At 69.1% G+C, this 16,200-nt stretch carries 16 protein-coding genes; 5 read left to right on the top strand and 11 right to left on the bottom strand.

From position 1 onward, the window contains the following. Window positions 1–67 precede the first annotated feature (67 nt). Both AC3ERS_RS17810 and AC3ERS_RS17805 read right to left on the bottom strand, forming a co-directional pair. The gene (locus tag AC3ERS_RS17810) at window positions 68–727 is read right to left on the bottom strand and encodes a TetR/AcrR family transcriptional regulator (protein WP_431968826.1); all 660 of its coding nucleotides are present in this window, start codon (window positions 725–727) and stop codon (window positions 68–70) included. Between the two features lie 54 nt (window positions 728–781). Next, window positions 782–1,477: a TetR/AcrR family transcriptional regulator gene (locus tag AC3ERS_RS17805; RefSeq protein WP_431968824.1), complete on the bottom strand. Its 696-nt coding sequence runs from the start codon at window positions 1,475–1,477 to the stop codon at window positions 782–784. Window positions 1,478–1,624: 147 nt separating this feature from the next. Here AC3ERS_RS17805 and AC3ERS_RS17800 point away from each other — a divergent pair, with 147 nt between their 5' ends. Then, window positions 1,625–3,199, top strand: a complete 1,575-nt coding sequence (locus AC3ERS_RS17800) for a succinic semialdehyde dehydrogenase (RefSeq protein WP_431968822.1) — start codon at window positions 1,625–1,627, stop codon at window positions 3,197–3,199. A 26-nt stretch (window positions 3,200–3,225) separates the two neighbouring features. Next, entirely contained in the window at window positions 3,226–4,056 is an 831-nt protein-coding gene (locus AC3ERS_RS17795) for an SDR family oxidoreductase (RefSeq protein WP_431968820.1), read from the top strand. A 45-nt stretch (window positions 4,057–4,101) separates the two neighbouring features. Here the strand turns inward: AC3ERS_RS17795 and AC3ERS_RS17790 are convergent, their stop codons facing one another. Both AC3ERS_RS17790 and AC3ERS_RS17785 read right to left on the bottom strand, forming a co-directional pair. Beyond that, window positions 4,102–4,902 carry a putative protein N(5)-glutamine methyltransferase gene (locus AC3ERS_RS17790; RefSeq protein WP_431968818.1) on the bottom strand — a complete coding sequence of 267 codons (801 nt, stop codon included), beginning with the start codon at window positions 4,900–4,902 and terminating at the stop codon, window positions 4,102–4,104. A 193-nt stretch (window positions 4,903–5,095) separates the two neighbouring features. Then, window positions 5,096–5,968: a YdcF family protein gene (locus AC3ERS_RS17785; RefSeq protein ID WP_431968816.1), complete on the bottom strand. Its 873-nt coding sequence runs from the start codon at window positions 5,966–5,968 to the stop codon at window positions 5,096–5,098. Between the two features lie 250 nt (window positions 5,969–6,218). On the opposite strand from AC3ERS_RS17785, the gene AC3ERS_RS17780 reads away from it, so the two are divergent. Beyond that, window positions 6,219–7,070, top strand: coding sequence for a bifunctional 5,10-methylenetetrahydrofolate dehydrogenase/5,10-methenyltetrahydrofolate cyclohydrolase (locus AC3ERS_RS17780; protein WP_431968814.1), 852 nt, complete (start codon window positions 6,219–6,221; stop codon window positions 7,068–7,070). Between the two features lie 104 nt (window positions 7,071–7,174). Here the strand turns inward: AC3ERS_RS17780 and AC3ERS_RS17775 are convergent, their stop codons facing one another. From AC3ERS_RS17775 to AC3ERS_RS17760, 4 genes are all read right to left on the bottom strand, one after another. Next, window positions 7,175–7,933: a DUF8176 domain-containing protein gene (locus AC3ERS_RS17775; protein WP_431968812.1), complete on the bottom strand. Its 759-nt coding sequence runs from the start codon at window positions 7,931–7,933 to the stop codon at window positions 7,175–7,177. A 152-nt stretch (window positions 7,934–8,085) separates the two neighbouring features. After that, the gene (locus AC3ERS_RS17770; RefSeq protein WP_431968810.1) at window positions 8,086–8,838 is read right to left on the bottom strand and encodes a L,D-transpeptidase; all 753 of its coding nucleotides are present in this window, start codon (window positions 8,836–8,838) and stop codon (window positions 8,086–8,088) included. Between the two features lie 174 nt (window positions 8,839–9,012). After that, window positions 9,013–9,924, bottom strand: a complete 912-nt coding sequence (locus tag AC3ERS_RS17765; RefSeq protein WP_431968808.1) for a GNAT family N-acetyltransferase — start codon at window positions 9,922–9,924, stop codon at window positions 9,013–9,015. A 148-nt stretch (window positions 9,925–10,072) separates the two neighbouring features. Further along, entirely contained in the window at window positions 10,073–10,732 is a 660-nt protein-coding gene (locus tag AC3ERS_RS17760) for a cyclodeaminase/cyclohydrolase family protein (RefSeq protein ID WP_431968806.1), read from the bottom strand. A 131-nt stretch (window positions 10,733–10,863) separates the two neighbouring features. Here AC3ERS_RS17760 and AC3ERS_RS17755 point away from each other — a divergent pair, with 131 nt between their 5' ends. Then, on the top strand, window positions 10,864–11,901 hold the full coding sequence (locus AC3ERS_RS17755) for an LLM class F420-dependent oxidoreductase (protein WP_431968804.1): 1,038 nt from the start codon (window positions 10,864–10,866) through the stop codon (window positions 11,899–11,901). A gap of 52 nt (window positions 11,902–11,953) precedes the next feature. Here AC3ERS_RS17755 and AC3ERS_RS17750 read toward each other — a convergent pair whose 3' ends face one another. From AC3ERS_RS17750 to AC3ERS_RS17740, 3 genes are all read right to left on the bottom strand, one after another. Then, window positions 11,954–12,292 (bottom strand): STAS domain-containing protein, encoded by a 339-nt coding sequence (locus tag AC3ERS_RS17750; RefSeq protein WP_431968802.1) that lies wholly within the window; start codon window positions 12,290–12,292, stop codon window positions 11,954–11,956. A gap of 406 nt (window positions 12,293–12,698) precedes the next feature. Further along, entirely contained in the window at window positions 12,699–13,322 is a 624-nt protein-coding gene (locus tag AC3ERS_RS17745; RefSeq protein ID WP_431968800.1) for a response regulator transcription factor, read from the bottom strand. Continuing rightward, window positions 13,319–14,503 carry a sensor histidine kinase gene (locus AC3ERS_RS17740; RefSeq protein WP_431968798.1) on the bottom strand — a complete coding sequence of 395 codons (1,185 nt, stop codon included), beginning with the start codon at window positions 14,501–14,503 and terminating at the stop codon, window positions 13,319–13,321. The genes AC3ERS_RS17745 and AC3ERS_RS17740 overlap by 4 nt, the downstream gene beginning before the upstream one ends. 113 nt (window positions 14,504–14,616) lie before the next feature. Between AC3ERS_RS17740 and AC3ERS_RS17735 the strand changes: the two genes are divergently transcribed. Next, on the top strand, window positions 14,617–16,128 hold the full coding sequence (locus AC3ERS_RS17735) for a cytochrome P450 (RefSeq protein WP_431968796.1): 1,512 nt from the start codon (window positions 14,617–14,619) through the stop codon (window positions 16,126–16,128). Window positions 16,129–16,200: the final 72 nt, after the last annotated feature.

The raw sequence follows: 16,200 nt of genomic DNA, 5'->3' as shown, positions 1-16,200 counted from the left end.
TCGGTAGGCGCTGCCGGATGAGTCCGTCCGTGAACTGCGCACGGCCGGAGCGAATGCGGAGATGCGTTTACTTCGCGTCCGAGGACCGGACCAGCGCGACGGCGGTGAGCAGGCGGGCGGCATGCTCGTCGAACCGTTCGCGCGGGACGTCCATCGCGCCGTTCAGCCACGGCCGGTACAGGTAGGCCAGCGCGCCGAAGATCGCGTTCGCGTTGAGCACGCTGTCGAGGTGGTCGGGGCCGGGTTCGCGGTAGTCGCCCGCGCCGATGGTCATGGCGATGGGCGCGGTGAACAACTCGATGAGCTCGTCGCCGCGCTGCGACAGCACGGGGGTGGCCTGCGACTCGACGAACATGATCCGGCCCCGGCGCGGATCCTCGGTCAGATAGTCGGTGAAGGCGGCCACGACGTGGCGGAACATCGCCTCGCGTTCGATCGGCGCCTCGGTCAGCGCGTCGAGCAGGTGGTCGCGCGCCCCGACGACCACGGTTTCCAGCACGGTGACCAGCAGCGCCTCCAGATTGGGGAAGCTCTCGTAGAAATAGCGCTCGGTCAGCCCGGCCTGCCTGCACACCCCGCGCATGGAGATCTCGGCGGCGCCGACGGTCGCCATCAGCTCGGTCGCCGCCTCGACGAGTTGTGTTCGGCGCGTGGCGATCCGCTCGGCGGGGGCGAGGCCACGCCAGTTGCGCATACGGGCGAAGGATTCATCGGAATCTGCGACCATCCCCCGATCCTCTCATGTCCGAATCGGCTACGACGGGGGCCGAGTTCCCGGCGTTCAGCCTGCCGCGGGGGGTGCCTCGGGGAAGAGGTTCGGGATGTCGAGGGCGTATTCGACGTCGGCGCGGGTGCCGAGGGTGGTCAGCAGCACCCGGATCATGGTGAGTCGCGCGGCGTCGACGGTCTCGGCGTCGGGTTCGGCGCCGGGCGCGGTGCCCGCGGAGATGCGGTAGACGACGTACTCGCAGACGTGCAGCGCGGCGTCCAGATCGAGCGGGGAGGGGATCGGTCGGTCCAGCTCGGTGAACGTCTCGCGGACGGTCGCGCGGATGTCGTCGAGGGCGCGCTCGCGATAGGCGGAGACGGGCGAGCCCGGATCGTGCAGCTCGGCGAACAGCGGGCGCAGCATCGCGCCGTGGCCGCGCGCCCAGCCCAGGTAGGCGTCGATGAGCCGGATGCCGAGTTCCACGGGCTCGGCGGTGCCGGTGAGCGCGGCGCGGATGCCGCTGACCAGGCCCTCGTTGGAAGCGGTGAGCAGCACGTGCAGCGGTTCGGCGGCGTTGCCGAAGTACCGGTAGAACGTCGGCCGCGCCAGCCCGGCCTGTTCGATGATCTGGGCGACGCTCAGTCCGCGAGAGCCGTTGCGGGTGAACACTTCCGCCGTGGCCAGCACGATCCTGGCCTTGACCTCCTCGGCCTGCTCCCTGGTCTGCGGTGGGCGGCCGCGGCGCGTCGTCGTCGCGTCAGTGGACATGGTGAGACCTCACAACCGGATGTCGGGCATGTCTGTGCTGCACAACGGAGAGCTTGACACGGGACACGTCACGAGGATTAATCTAACACCACTGTTCAGTAAATGTCTGGACGTGCGCACCCGAACCGTCCTCCGAGAGGTCCGACCATGACGACCGCCGCCAAGCTGCCCGCCGAAGCCGCCGCACTGCCCGCCGACCTGGTCCGGCCGCTGCTCGAGCATGCCGTCGCGGGCCGCGCGCCCGCGGTCGAAGTGTTCGCGCCCGCCACCGGGCGGCTGATCACCGAACTGCCCCAGTCGTCCACCCGCGACATCGAGCGGGCCTTCGCCACGGCACGGGCCGCGCAGCGCGAATGGGCGCGCCGCCCGGTGCGCGAGCGCGTCGCCGTGCTGCGCCGCTTCCACGACATCGTGCTCGCCGAGCAGGACACCATCCTCGACCTCGTGCAGACCGAGACCGGCAAGTCCCGTGCGCACGCCTTCGACGAGGTCGGCGACGTGGCGGTCAACGCCAGGTACTACGCCTCGGTCGCCGAGAAGCTGCTCGCCACCCGCAAGCCGCGCGGCGTGCTGCCGGTCCTCACCCAGGTCGACGTCCGCCACCGGCCCAAGGGCGTCGTCGCGGTGATCTCCCCGTGGAACTACCCCCTCGCGCTGGCCGCCTCCGACGCGTTGCCCGCGCTCGTCGCCGGCAACGCCGTGGTCGCGCGGCCCGACAACCAGACCGCGCTCACCGCGCTGTGGGCTATCGATGCCGCCGTGCGCGCCGGGCTGCCGCGCGGACTGTGGCAGGCAGTGCTCGGCCGCGGTTCGGTGATCGGCGGCGAGGTCATCGGCCGCGCCGACTACGTCGACTACACCGGCTCCAGCGCCACCGGCCGCACCATCGCCCAGCAGGCGGGCGAACTGCTGATCGGCTACTCGCTGGAACTGGGCGGCAAGAATCCGCTGCTGGTGCTCGCCGACGCCGACGTGTCCCGCGCCGCCAGGATCGCCATCCGCGCCTGCTTCGCCTCGGCCGGGCAGCTGTGCGAATCCATGGAGCGCATCTATGTGCACGAGGCGGTCTACGACCGCTTCGTCTCCGCATTCGTCGCCAACGTGCGCGCGATCGAGCTGGGCGCGGAGCTGAACTACGGCAGCGACATGGGCTCGCTGACCTTCCAGCGCCAGCTGGACACCGTGCGCGCGCATGTCGACGACGCCGTGGCCAAGGGCGCGACGGTGCTCGCGGGCGGTCGCGCGCGCCCCGATCTCGGCCCCTTCTTCTACGAGCCGACGGTGCTCGCCGGTGTGCGGCCGGGCATGACGGTCTACCGCGAGGAGACCTTCGGCCCCGTGGTCTCGATCTATCGCGTCGGCAGCGACGAGGAAGCGATCGAGGCCGCCAACGACACCGCCTACGGACTCAACGCCAGCGTGTGGACCAAGGACGTGCAGCGCGGCCGGGAGGTCGCCGCGCGCATCAACGCGGGCTCGGTGAACGTCAACGAGGGCTTCATCGCCGCGTGGGGCAGCGCCGACGCGCCGTCCGGCGGTCTCGGCATCTCCGGCACCGGGCGGCGGCACGGCCCCGAGGGCCTGCTCAAGTACATCGACACCCAGACCATCGCGGTGCAGCGGGTGCTGCCGATCGCGCCGCTGCCGGGGATGTCGGAGGAGCTGTGGGCCAAGACCATGACGCTCTACTTCGCCGTCATGAAGACGCTGCGCCAGAAGTAAGACACGAACGCAGGGATAGGGAACGAATGAAGCTGGACACGGTTGCGGGCAAGAAGGTCCTGGTCACGGGCGCTGCCATGGGCTTGGGCAAGCTGTTCGCCGAGCGCGCGGTGCGCGAGGGCGCCGCGGCGGTGGTGCTGTGGGACGTCAACGAGATCGCGCTGAAGGGCACCGCCGCCGAACTCGCGGGTCGCGGGTCGCGGATCGAGGAGTTCGTGGTGGACGTGTCCGACCGCGACGCCATCGCCGAGACGGCGGCCGCGGTGCGCGAGGCGGTCGGCGACATCGACATCTTGGTGAACAACGCGGGCATCGTGCGCGGCAACACCTACTTCTGGGAAACCGAGAACCGCGCTGACATCGACAAGACCATGGCGATCAACTCGCTCGCGCCGATGTACATCACGCTCGAATTCCTGCCCGCCATGGTGCGCGGCGCCGGCGAGGGGCGGGTGCTGAACATCGCCTCCTCCGCGGGCTTGGTGTCCAACCCGCGCATGTCGGTCTACGCCGCGTCCAAGTGGGCGGCGCTCGGCTGGTCCGACTCGGTGCGCCTGGAACTGGAGCAGGCGGGCCACGACCACGTCAAGGTCACCACCGTGTGCCCGACCTACATCAACACCGGAATGTTCGACGGCGCCAAGGGTTTCTGGCTCACCCCGATCCTCGAGCAGGACGACGTGGTCGACACCTCGTGGAAGGAGATGAAGCAGGGCAACCCGCTGGTCGTCCTCCCGTGGACCTCCCGCCTCAACCGGGCGCTCTCCGGCGTCCTGCCGCTGAAGCTCCGCGACCTCTTCCTCGACACGGTCGGTGTCTACCGCTCCATGGACCAGTTCACCGGGCGCAAGAAGTAACCGGCCTCGGCGCCGTTGCAGCGCCCGCCCTCGATTGCGCGGTGGTCAGGGGCGGGCGCCGACGACGACGGTGGCGTAGTACTCCTCGGACTCCGCGACGCGCGCGGTGAGACCGTGCGCCGCGAGGATCTCGATGGCGACGACCGACTGTTCGGGACTCGATTCGACCAGCAGGTGCCCGCCGGGGGCAAGCCACTCGGACGCTTCGGCGGCGACGCGGCGGAAGACGTCCAGTCCGTCGGCGCCGCCGTCGAGCGCCGTGCGCGGCTCGTGGTCGCGGGCTTCGGGTGGCATGCCCGCGATGTGGCCGGACGGCACGTACGGGGTGTTGGCGAGCAGAATGTCGACGCGGCCGCGCAGGTCGCCGGGCAGCGGCTCGAACAGGTCGCCCTGGTAGACCGCCGCGCCGAGCGGATCGAGATTGCGGAGCGCGCACGCGACAGCGGCGGGTTCGATATCGGCGGCGGCGAGTTCGACGGTCCGTCCCTCGGCGATGAGCGCGGTGGCCAGCGCCAACCCCAACGCCCCCGAACCGCAGCACAGGTCGACCACCGTGGGCGCCGACCCGACCGCGCCCGCGAGCGCGAGTGCCTCCTCGACCAGGAAGACCGTGCGTTGCCGCGGCACGAAAACCCCCGGCCCGACCGCGACCCGCAGCCCGCGGAACTCCGCCCACCCCAGCAGGTGCTCCAGCGGTGTCCCGGAAACCCGTTGCGCGACAAGGCTGTTCAGATCGCTCCCGGTCTCGTCCGCCGCGCCGATCAACAGCCGCGCCTCGTCCTCGGCGAACACACACCCTGCCGCCCGTAACTGCGCCGCCACCTCGGCGACCTCCACACCTGACACCCGGCCATCCTGCACGAGTCGGCTCGGCGTCTGCCAGCGGGTATCCGGTGCCGGTGCGAGATGGGACTGCCGCACCACCAGGTTCGTCGATGACTACCGAACGCCGTGGCCTGTGTGTTCGTCGAGCAAACCGGTGGTCCGAACGCGTCGCGGCCCGAGCGAGGACGTCTCACTCGGGCCGCGACGCGCGTGGCTATCGGGACATGTCCAGCTGGAAGGTGCGGGTGGCGTCGAGGTAGATGCCGCGCTGGGCGTTGCGGGCGGGTGGGGGCAGCTGGGAGACCAGCTGTTCGAGGGACGTGGTGGCGCCGACGACGCGGGTGCCCGCCACGATGAAATCGGCGACCGCGCGGCGAATGTGATTGGGCGAGGTCACCACGACGGCGCTGGTCGCGCCGACATCGCGCAGCAGCCGACTGCTGAACAGCGCGTTCTGCACCGTCGAACTCGCCCGGTTCTCGACATGGACTCGGGAGGCCGGGATGCCGCGCTCGACCAGCCAGTTGCGCATGGCATCGGCCTCGGTGATCCCGTTCTGCGGATTGCCGCCGGTCACCACGATCGGCGAGAACGGTGCCGCGACGGCCTGGATCCAGGCGGCGGTCAACCGGTTCACCAGCTCGGGGCGCAGCGCGCCGTCGGGGAGCAGACCGTAGCCGAGCACCACGATGCCCGTCTGCGGACCGATCAGCGCGGGCAGCGGATTCGGCAGGGTGCCGACCGCGGCGCCGATGGCATTGAGCACGTGGCCGGTGCCCGCGGCCATCACCGGGTCGGTGGCCTGCAACCGGCCCATGGCGTCGGCCAGTGCGGGCAGGTCGTTGGCGTAGTGCGACCAGATGGCCTGCAACGAGAGCGCTTCGGCGTCACCGGGATCGGTGCCGAGCAGCGCGCGCAGGTCGGCGAGGCCCGCGCCCTCGTTGCCGTCGGTGAAGTGGCGCTGGGCGGAGTTGTAGAGGGCGTCGGTTTCGGGGGAAGCCTGGGCGGGCGCGCCGACCAGACCGGTGAGGGTGAAGGCCGCGAACGACGCCGCGACCAGGGATTTCCAATGCCTCGAGATTCTCACTACAGTCGACACCTTTCCACGCGTGAAACGGGTTTCGGTACGTCAGCTGACAGTTGGCCGGTGGCAAAGCTCCGTCCACGATACGACCGCGACCGGGCGGAACCCGGTAATTCGCGGGCCGAATCGCCCCGTGACTTCGCGCGATCGCGCCGCGACTTCTCGCGATGACGGGCCGGGAGACGATGACTCCGCTCGGGTGCGCGGGTTGCTGCCGGAATGCGTCCGGCAGCGCCCACTAAGCTGTCACCCCGTGGACACCCTTTCGCTGACCGGCAAGGAACTCGCCGCCGCCATCAACGCCGATACCAAGGAACGCGCCGCCGCGTTCGTCGCGGGCGCGCACGCCCCGCGGCTGGCCCTGGTCGTGGCCAACGACGATCCCGCCAGCGCCTGGTACGTCAACTCGCTGCGCAAGGCCGCCGAGCGACTCGGAATCGCGTGCGATCGCATCGATCTGGGCGCCGACGCCACGGCGGAGCAGATCCGAGCGGAACTCGACGCGCGCAGCGCCGCCCCCTCCTTCGACGCGATCATGCTGCAGACCCCGCTGCCCGCGGGCGTCTCGCTCGACGACGTGAGTTCGGCGATCGCCGCCGACAAGGACGTCGACGGCGTCAGCCCGCTCTCGCTCGGCCTGCTCGCCGCCGGTCTGGACGGTTTCGTGCCCGCCACCTCCGAGGCCGTGGTCGAGTTGCTGAAGCACCATGAGATCCCGTTGCGCGGCAAGCTGGTCGCGGTCGTCGGGCGCTCGAACATCGTCGGCAAGCCGCTGGCGCAGCTGCTGCTCGCCGAGGACGCCACCGTCACCGTGTGCCATTCGCGCACCGCCGACCTGGCCGGCGTGACCTCGACGGCCGATGTGGTGGTGGCCGCGGCGGGCCGGGCCGGGCTGGTCACCGGCAAGCACGTGCGCGAGGGCGCGATCGTCATCGACGTCGGCACCAACGAGGCGCCGGACGGCGGCATCGTCGGCGACGTGGACGCGGATTCGGTGCGCGGCAAGGCCGCCGGACTCAGCCCCGTCCCCGGCGGCGTCGGCCCGGTGACCACCGCGCTGCTCATGCGGCACGTGGTCGCGGCGGCGGAGAAGCTGCGCGGCTGACGGCTGCGGTGGCGGAACCGTCGCCGAGATCGGCGAGCGGCGCGGTTCAGCCGGCGGCGGCCGGGCGGCGGGGAATCGTCCGCGAGATCGGCGGGCGGTGCGGCTCAGCCCGCGGCGGCGATGCCCGTGATGAGGGTGCGGTCGCCCGCGCGGGCCACGCTGACCAGCTGGGCGTTGTAGGTCATCGGGTCGCGGCCGGGCCGGGACTCGGTGATCACGACGCGATATTGGCCCGCGAACGCGCCGGGAGTGATCGCGACGCAGTGCGTGGTGCCCGCGGGGATGCTGTCGATGCCGTGCTGAATGGCGTCCACGGTGGGCACCGAGGCGTTCGGCGCGACCACGGTGCGCGCCTGTTCGGCGGAGCGCGTCACGTAGTACGCGTACTGGAACGCGAAGATGGCCCCCGGACCGGAATCCGTGCCGCCGTCGCCGTTGCCCTGAATCTTGTCGCCGATGCGCTCCGCGGGACAGCGGGACGCGGGAACCACCAGCGGCTCGGTGGTCGGGGCGGGACTGTTGGAGGCCGTGGGCTGCGGCGCGGGACCGCCGCGGAAGTACAGGAAAGCCGCGGCAGTGACCGCCAGTGCGGCGACGGAACCGATCAGCGCGGGAGCCCAGCGGCGCAGCGGCGGGCGTTTGGGGGATCGGTCGATCATCCGTGCGAAGACGTCCTCTTCGGGGAAGTGCATTGGCTCCGGGGCGAATTCGGCGTCGGGTTCCCCCTCGGGTTCGTGAGAGTCGTACGGCCGCTGCGACTCCCGGACCGGCCAGGCGCCGCGAAAGCGCAATTCACCGGGCCACGGCGGCGACCCGGGCGCGGCAGCCCGCGGCATCATGCTCTGTCCGGGTCGTGTCGTCATGTCCGGTCGTTCCATCTCCCCGCCTTCATCAGGTCACGCCGTCGGGTAGTCCCACATCGAAACCAGCTCCCCGGCACGATACTGCCAGGGAACCGCGTTCTGCGAAACGTCCGGGGCGCGTGGCGCGGAGAGGCGGACCACTGGACCTGGGCTCACCAGTGCACGTTGACCGGGTCGCCGATGCCGACCGTCTGGTAGTACCAGGCCGCGTCGTCGGGTGCGAGATTGATGCAGCCGTGGCTGACGTTGGCGTAGCCCTGCGAATCCACCGACCACGGTGCCGAGTGCACGAAAACGCCACCCCACGTGAGGCGTTCGGCGTACTCGCCGTTGATCAGGTAGCCCTCCGGCGAGCTCAGCGGGATGCCGATGGTGCGGGAATCGAAGACCACCGAGCGAAACTTCTCCAGCACCGGGAAAGTGCCTGTGGGAGTTTCGAATCCGGACTTGCCCATGGAGGCGGGCATGCTCCGCACGACTTGGCCGCCGATGCTGACGGTGAAGGTGTGCGCGGACATGTCGGCCTCGGCGTACACGCCTTCGTTGGTGCGGAATTCGGTGCGGGCGTTGCCGATTCGGACGGTGATGGCGGAGCGTGCGGGCAGGAAGCCCGTCGGCGTCCAGGTGAGTTCGCGGTCGGTGGTCCAGGCGAACGTGCCGTCGAGCGGGCCTGCCGAGCCGACTGTCACGAGACGCTCGGCGCGAGCGCGATTCGTGACGGGTGCGGCGAACTGGATGGTGATCGGATGCGCGATGCCGACTTCCTGTCCTGCGGTCGGCGTGATCGCCGTGATCCTGTCGGCGGACGGAGGAACGATCAGTGTCGCTCCCGCCGCACCGGAGCCGAACGCGGTCAGCATGATGACCACGGTCGCGAGGAACAGGTGGCGAAGTACGCTCCTCATGGCTCCACCCCTTTCGAGATGGTGTCGTACGCGAAAAACCAGTCTACGCCTTCATGATCAACCCGGCTTGCCGAACATCCAGGACAGGATTTCCCGGGGATCAACCATGAGACCGGTCGGTTTTCTCTAAGCCTTCGAAGAGTAGCGCGCCTCTCATCCAGCCACGGGGTCCGATTACGTCGTCGGCGCTCCGCCGAGCCCCCGCACGGATCGCGATTCCGGCTTGGGCGTCGCGGGCGGGCGGGCGATGCGCCCGCCGAGCCGTTCGTGCACCGTGAACCCGTGCCCGCGGCACCAGCTCGCCAGCGCCGGGATCGCGGCCTCGTCGTCGCGGAAGGTGGGCAGCAGCTGGCCGACGATGTGCAGGCGATGTGCGTCCGCCGTCCGGCACAGGTGCGCGAGTCCCGCACTGCCGAGGCCCATTCCGCGCAACGCGGGCGTGACCGTGATGCCCTCGAGTTCGATTGTGCTGGTGTGGATCTCGAAGCCGATCTCGATCGGGCCCGGTCCGCGTCTGCGCAACTGCGCGATGTCGGAGGGGATCGGGCGCAGTTCGCCGGGAAGATGATCGATCAGCCGCTGCCGCGCCACCTCGGAAGGGGCCAGCCGGACGCTCTCCAGCAGCCGGTTGGTGAGCTCGTCGACGCACCGGCGGTCGCCTTCGGCGGCCTGTTCGCGCACGAAGGGGCAGTCGCGGCCGATGGCGCGCAGCTGGCGCGCCCACTGCGGCGCGCTCACCGCGAAACGCGACGTGACGACGGCGATGGTGGTCTCGATGCCGACCACACCGGCCAACGTGGTGGTCTCGCCGCCGGAGAGCAATCCCCAGGAGTGCTCGTCGGCCCCGACCCCGTGCCTGCCCAGTTCGCGCCGCAGCTTGTCGAGACGCCGTTCCGCGCGCTCGTACGCGCCGCCGGGCAAGCGGCCGAGCCAAGCGGGCCTGCCCTGCAAGTTGGTGCGGATGCGCAGGTCGGCGAGCGCGATGCGCGCGGCATGGTAGTTGCTCCAGGCTTGCGCGCGCCGCGCGCGGACCTGGAGCGCCGGATCGGAGCCGGGTATCTCGGAGGACGGGGGATCGTCACTCATGACCATCAACCGTAGATCCGGACATGGTCACCTGGGGAGGCTTGCCGATACATCGCCGCGCGAACCGCCCGACGCGCCCTGGTCAGGCCGCTCCTGCCGAGGAAGATGGCGGCGTGTTTCCGTATCGGCGTGTCGCCCAGGGGTCGTGCTAGCTGCGTACGGCGTGCACGACCTCGGCGTGCAGGCTGTCGGCGCGCGCGGTGATCTCCTCGATGCGCAGCAACGCGGGCGCGAACTTGTCGCCCAGCGCTGCGGGCAGCGAGGCCAGGTTGATCTCGATGTTGAGCCGCGAGCTCGTGGCGGCGGCGCGTGCCGCGTCGGCCGCGGCGCCGATGTCGGTGACGACGTTCGGGTTGCCGATCGGCAGCAGCTCAGCGGCCAGCGACAGCACCTCGTCGGCCTCGTCGACCACCGCCGCGGGCACGCGTGCCGCCTCCACCAGGGCGGCGTTGATCGCCTCGGTGCGGGCCGCGGTCTCCTCGCCGGTGGCTTTCGGGAGCTTGTATGCGGCGCCCACCGCGGTGAACGCGGCCGCGTCGGCATCCGCCAGGGCCAGCGCGCGTGCGCGGGCCGCGTCGGCGGCCTCGATGATGCGGTCCACGATCGGCCGGTGCTCGGCGTCCTTGGCCCGGGTCGTGTAGCGGGCGACCATGCCGATCAGTGCCGCGCCCTGCGCCGCGTGCAGCGCGGCCACCGCACCGCCGCCGGGTGCGGGGATCTTGGCGGCCAGATCGGACAGGTACTGCGCGAGGGTGACCTCACCGAAGGAAGACGCAGTTTCCTGGGACGACGTGCTCGGCTGCGACACGGGTTGCCTTTCGTTCTCCGGCGGCGTGAATTAATGATCACGCTACCGCCTGCGGCCGTGCGCACCCTGCCCGACCACCGCGTCGGACGGCCGGTGCGCAGTCGGCGCAAACCTGGGGTTATGTTGAGCACATGCGGATCGGATTGGGCATCAACTATTCGGGCGGCTTCAAGGAAGCGGCCGCCGAAGTGGCCGACCTCGAACGGGCCGGACTCGACACCGTCTTCGTGCCCGAGGCGTACTCCTTCGACGCGGTCAGCGCGCTCGGCTACCTCGCCGCGAAGACCGAGCGACTGCAGCTGGCCTCCGGCATCCTGCAGATTTACACCCGTACCCCCAGCTTGACGGCGATGACCGCCGCTGGCCTCGATTTCGTCTCCGAGGGCCGGTTCCTGCTCGGCCTCGGCGCGTCGGGCCCGCAGGTGATCGAGGGTTTCCACGGCGTGCCCTACGACGCGCCGATCGGGCGCACCAGGGAACTGGTGGAGATCTGCCGCAAGGTGTGGCGCCGGGAACGGCTCGAATACCAGGGCAAGCACTACCGGATCCCGCTGCCCGAGGGCGAGGGCACCGGCCTCGGCAAGCCGCTGAAGCTGATCAATCACCCGGTGCGCGAACGCATTCCGGTGCTGCTCGCGGCGCTCGGCCCGAAGAACGTGGAGCTGGCCGCCGAGATCGCCGAAGGCTGGCAGCCGATCTTCTTCCTGCCCGAGCGGGCCAAGGAGGTCTGGGGCGCGTCGCTGGACGCGGGCCTGGCCAAGCGCGACCCCGCCCTCGGCAAGCTGGACGTGTTTGCCGGTCCGGCGCTGGCCATCGGCGAGAACGTGACGCCGCTGCTGGAGTTCGTCAAGCCGCACCTGGCCCTCTACATCGGCGGCATGGGCGCCAAGGGCAAGAACTTCTACCACACCCTCGCCACCAAGTACGGCTACGGCGCCGAGGCGGACCGCATCCAGGAGCTGTACCTGGCCGGGCGCAAGGAAGAGGCGGCCAAGGTGGTGCCGGACGATCTGGTCCGCGACATCTCGCTGGTCGGACCGGCCGGTTTCGTCAAGGAACGTATCGCCGCCTTCCGCGAGGCGGGCGTCACCGTCCTGAACGTGGTGCCGATGGCCGCCACGCCCGCCGAGCGGGTCAAGCTGATCGAGCAGCTGCGCGAGCTGGTCTGACGAACGCGACGGCGTCCCGGCGTGTAGACGCCGGGAAGCCATCGCGTTCGGGTCAATTGGGTCGCAGCGAGGTCAGCGCCGCCTCGAGCGTCGAGTGCAGCGCGAAGACCTGATCCAGGCTGGTCATCTTGAGCTGACGACTCGTCGCCGGTCCATCGGCGACCACCGCGATGGTCGTCGCCGACCCGGCCCGCTGATGCGCCGCGACCAGGGCCGCCATCCCCGCCGAGGCGAGGAAGCTGACCGCGGTCAGGTCGATGATCAGTGCTGTCGGCTTGCTCGCCAGGATGCCCTCGATCGCGGTCTCCAGTGCGGGCGCGGTCGCGAGATCGACCTCGCCGGCCACCGTGAGCACGGTCGCACCGTCACGCACTGCGACGGAGGTGGTCATCGTGTCCGCCATGGGATACGCGTCTCCGGAAGTGTTGGTCACACCACTACAACACACAGGTTGCGGCGAATTCGCAAGCTCGGCGTGTTCATACGCTCCAAACATTACCGGAGTCAGGGGCCGCCCGCGGTGCGTTGACGTGGGCATCCGTCGGCGCGAGGGGACGGCGCGGCCGTGCGCGAACGTGTGCGCCTCGCAGGTCAGATCCGAGACCGCCTCGTCGGCTCTACGGCCGACGGCCGCGCGTAGCTGAAGGTCAGTAGCCAGGGTGCGAAGTTTCTCGTGCCTTCGAATGGCTTGCTACCCCGCAAGAGTGTCTTGACATAAAGGGGAGCCATGAGTGCGCGTTCGTGCTGGCTGTCGATCTTGCTCGTGCAACAGGGTGAAGGCTGGCTGGGAGTACGGCTCACGATGTAACCAGCAGTCCCTGTGCCAAGGCTGCCGTGACGGCAGCGGTGCGGTCGGAGACGTCGAGTTTCGTGAACGCGCGCTGCAGGTGTGTTTTCACGGTTGTCTCGCTGATGTGCAGGAGTCGCCCGACCTCGGCGTTGGTCAGTCCGTGCGCGACATGCCCGAGGACCTCCACCTCACGGGCTGACAACGCCGCGCGCGGGCGATGCTGTCGGTGATGCAGCCGTGCGCTGACCGAGGGCGCCAGCACGGTCTCGCCCCGGGCGGCCGCGCGCACGGCTGCGGCGAGTTCGGCGCGCGAGCTGCCCTTCAGCAGGTATCCGCAGGCACCGGCTTCCACGGCGCGCACGATGTCGGTGTGGGTCTCATACGTGGTGAGGACCACCACCCGGGTGTCAGGGCAGACGGCCAGGATCTGCTCGGTCGCGGTAGCGCCGTCGACTTCAGGCATCCGCAGATCCATGAGCACGATGTCAGGGCGCAGCGCGGTCGCCACCGTCACGGCCTCCGCCCCACCGGCCGCCTCGCCGACGACAGCGAGATCGGCTTCCCGGGAAAGCATTCCGCGCATGCCCTCCCGTACTACCGGATGGTCGTCGACAAGCAGGACGGTGATCACGCCGGTACCACGATATCCACCTGGGTCCCCGCACTCGGGTGGGTCGTGACCGTGACTGTCGCGCCGACTTCCCGTGCCCGGCTGCGCAGGCCGGGCAGCCCGAATCCGTTGGTGTGGGCGCTGTCGAAACCGATTCCGTTGTCCGCCACCGACAGTCGCACACCCTGGTCGGTTCGGGTGAGTGTGACCTTCACACTGTCGGCGTGTGAATGCTTGCGCACGTTGGCCAGCGCTTCCTGCACCGCACGCAGCAGCACCACCTCGGAGCCGGTATCGAGCTGAGGCACAGTCGAATCCACCTCCACAATAACGTCGATACCGGTCTCGTCGGCGAGCCTGTGGCAGCGCCTCTGCACCGACTCGGCCAGAGGGCCGGTACCCAGTTCGGGTGGTGCCAATGCCTCGACCATCGCGCGTGCTTCGATCAGATTCTCCTGCGCGGTGGCCTCGATCAGCGCGATATGTCGGCGCGCGAGAACGGGGTCGGCATCGAATTCCGATTCCACCGCCTGGGCCAGCGTCGCGATGCCGGTGAAGCCCTGTGTGAGGGTGTCGTGGATTTCCCGTGCCAGGCGGGCACGTTCGGCCGCCGAACCTGCTTCCCGAGACAGTCGTGCCACCTCGGCGCGGCTGCCTTCCAGCTGGCGTAGTAATACGGCCAGTTGTTCGCCGCGGTCGATGGCCAGAGTGATCGTCGCGCCGATCGCGGGGTTGAACACCACCGCGACCAGCGAGATCGCTAGACCCATGGGGACATGCGTGTGTGCCAGTAGTGAGACGATCAGCGGCGTGAAACTGACCGCCCCGGCGACCAGCATCGCCGGTCGTACCGGCAGCGACATGTAGATCAGTGCGTACGCCACCATCACCGCCGCGATGGCATCCGGCGACCACCAGGCGGCGGCAAGAAACAACACCAGCGCCCCGGCCACGAACGTCACCGATTTCCGGCTCACCGTACGGTGATAGAACGCCTCTGGGTTATTGCGGCGCGGCGCCAGCTGTGCGGACCATGCCAGCAGGCATGCCAACGCCGCCAAAGCAGCCCACATATTCCAGGCATCGCCCCACTGCATTACGACAACGAGAACGCCGGTGGCGATGGTGCCGCCGACCACGTAGGCGCACCAGATCCGGTACCAGAAATCCCACCCTACGGGCGCTGGGCCGCGCGCTGTCATGCTTCGACGATAACCCGGACCGGGCATGCAGGTTGTCCTTCGAACGGCGGACGTCTACCTCGATTTCGCGGCCTACGCTGCGACAAAAGCCTTTGTAGACAGGGGGATTCGTCATGATGACACGATCGGTCGAGCCTGACCGGACGCTCTACCCGCCCCGATGGCAGCCGGCTCCGCTGCGCTGGCATCGCACACGCGTGTCGTGGTGGCAGTCGTGGAAGCTTGCCGCCCAGGTGGTGCCGCGTTGGCGCGACCGCACTCTCGCCGACTTCTACGGCACCCAACTTCCCGGTGGAGACGACATTTTAGTGGCCCGAATGCCGTTTCAGCGCTTTGTGGTGGTGCGCAGCCCAGAGCTGGCGCGGCATGTCCTGGTGACCAACCAGGACAACTACACCAAGAGCGCGGAATATGACATGCTCGCCGTAGCATTCGGACGCGGCCTGGTCACAGAGCGGAATGAGCAACGCTGGCAACGAAATCGCCGTCTGGTAGCGCCCGTGTTCGGCAAACGCAACATCGCCACACTCGCAGGCCCGATCACCGACGCCGCACGAGATTGCGCCGAGCGTATCCTCCAGCTCGGTGCCGACGGAGCATCCGTCGACGTGAACGTCGAAATGAACAGGCTCACACTCGATATCGTCGCCCGCACCATGTTCGGCGTCGACCTCACGGGGCCGATGTCGGAGATCACCCTCTCCCGGATGCTGCGCCTGTTCGGAGTCGGGTTCGTCGCGGGCGTCTCTCGTCCGCTGCACGCGCTCGCCGAGCTCACGAACCGCTATAACCTGCCCATGCGTGTCATGCGCGCCGCCAGCTGGATTATCGCGCCGTGCATGATCGCTGATCTCCGGCACGTCGACCGGGTGATCGATCAGCTCATCGCCGATCATCGCAGTGGTGCGATCACCCGCCGCGACAACCTGCTCGCACTGCTCATGGAGGCGCGCGATCCGGAGACCGGGCACCGTTATACCGATGCCGAAATCCACGACGAGCTGATGACATTCATCGGTGCCGGGATGGAAACCACTGCGACAGTGCTCGCTTGGACCTGGAAACTGCTCGCCGAACACCCCGATGTCCGCGCTCGCCTGCACGCCGAACTCGACGACGTCCTCGCCGGCCGTACCCCCACCGCCGACGACGTGGATTTCCTGCCATGGACGAAAGCCGTTGTCGCCGAGACCATGCGACTGTATCCGCCCATCGTCGGACTTGCCCGCGTTGCGAGAAGTGATGATCTGCTCGGCGATTTCCCGATACGGGCCAACACCACCATTACGATCAGCCTGCATGCTCTGCATCATCACGGCGGAGTCTGGTCGAATCCCGAGATCTACGACCCGACCCGCTACCTGCCCGGAAACCTGACACCCACACAACGCCACGCCACGCTGCCCTTCGGAGCCGGAAAACGCATGTGCGTAGCCCATGTCTTCGCCAACACCGAAGCCGTTCTCGCACTGGCGACCATGGCTCAACGCCTCGAGATGGACCTGGCGACCGCGAAGCCGACTCGCCCGCAGTTCTCCTTCACCGGCGGCCCCGACGGACCAGTTCCCATGCATGCGAGCGGCCGGACGGTCGACCGCGACAGGAATCAGTCCCTCCGCCACTGAGGTTGCGACTCGCACAAGCGCAGGCCCCGGCGAAGGTTCGCCGTTGTAGGCGATGACGGCATGGTGGCGTCC

The organism is Nocardia sp. bgisy134, from assembly GCF_057708325.1.
Note: the sequence above shows the minus strand (reverse complement) of the source record. Positions and strands in the feature narration are given on the sequence as shown.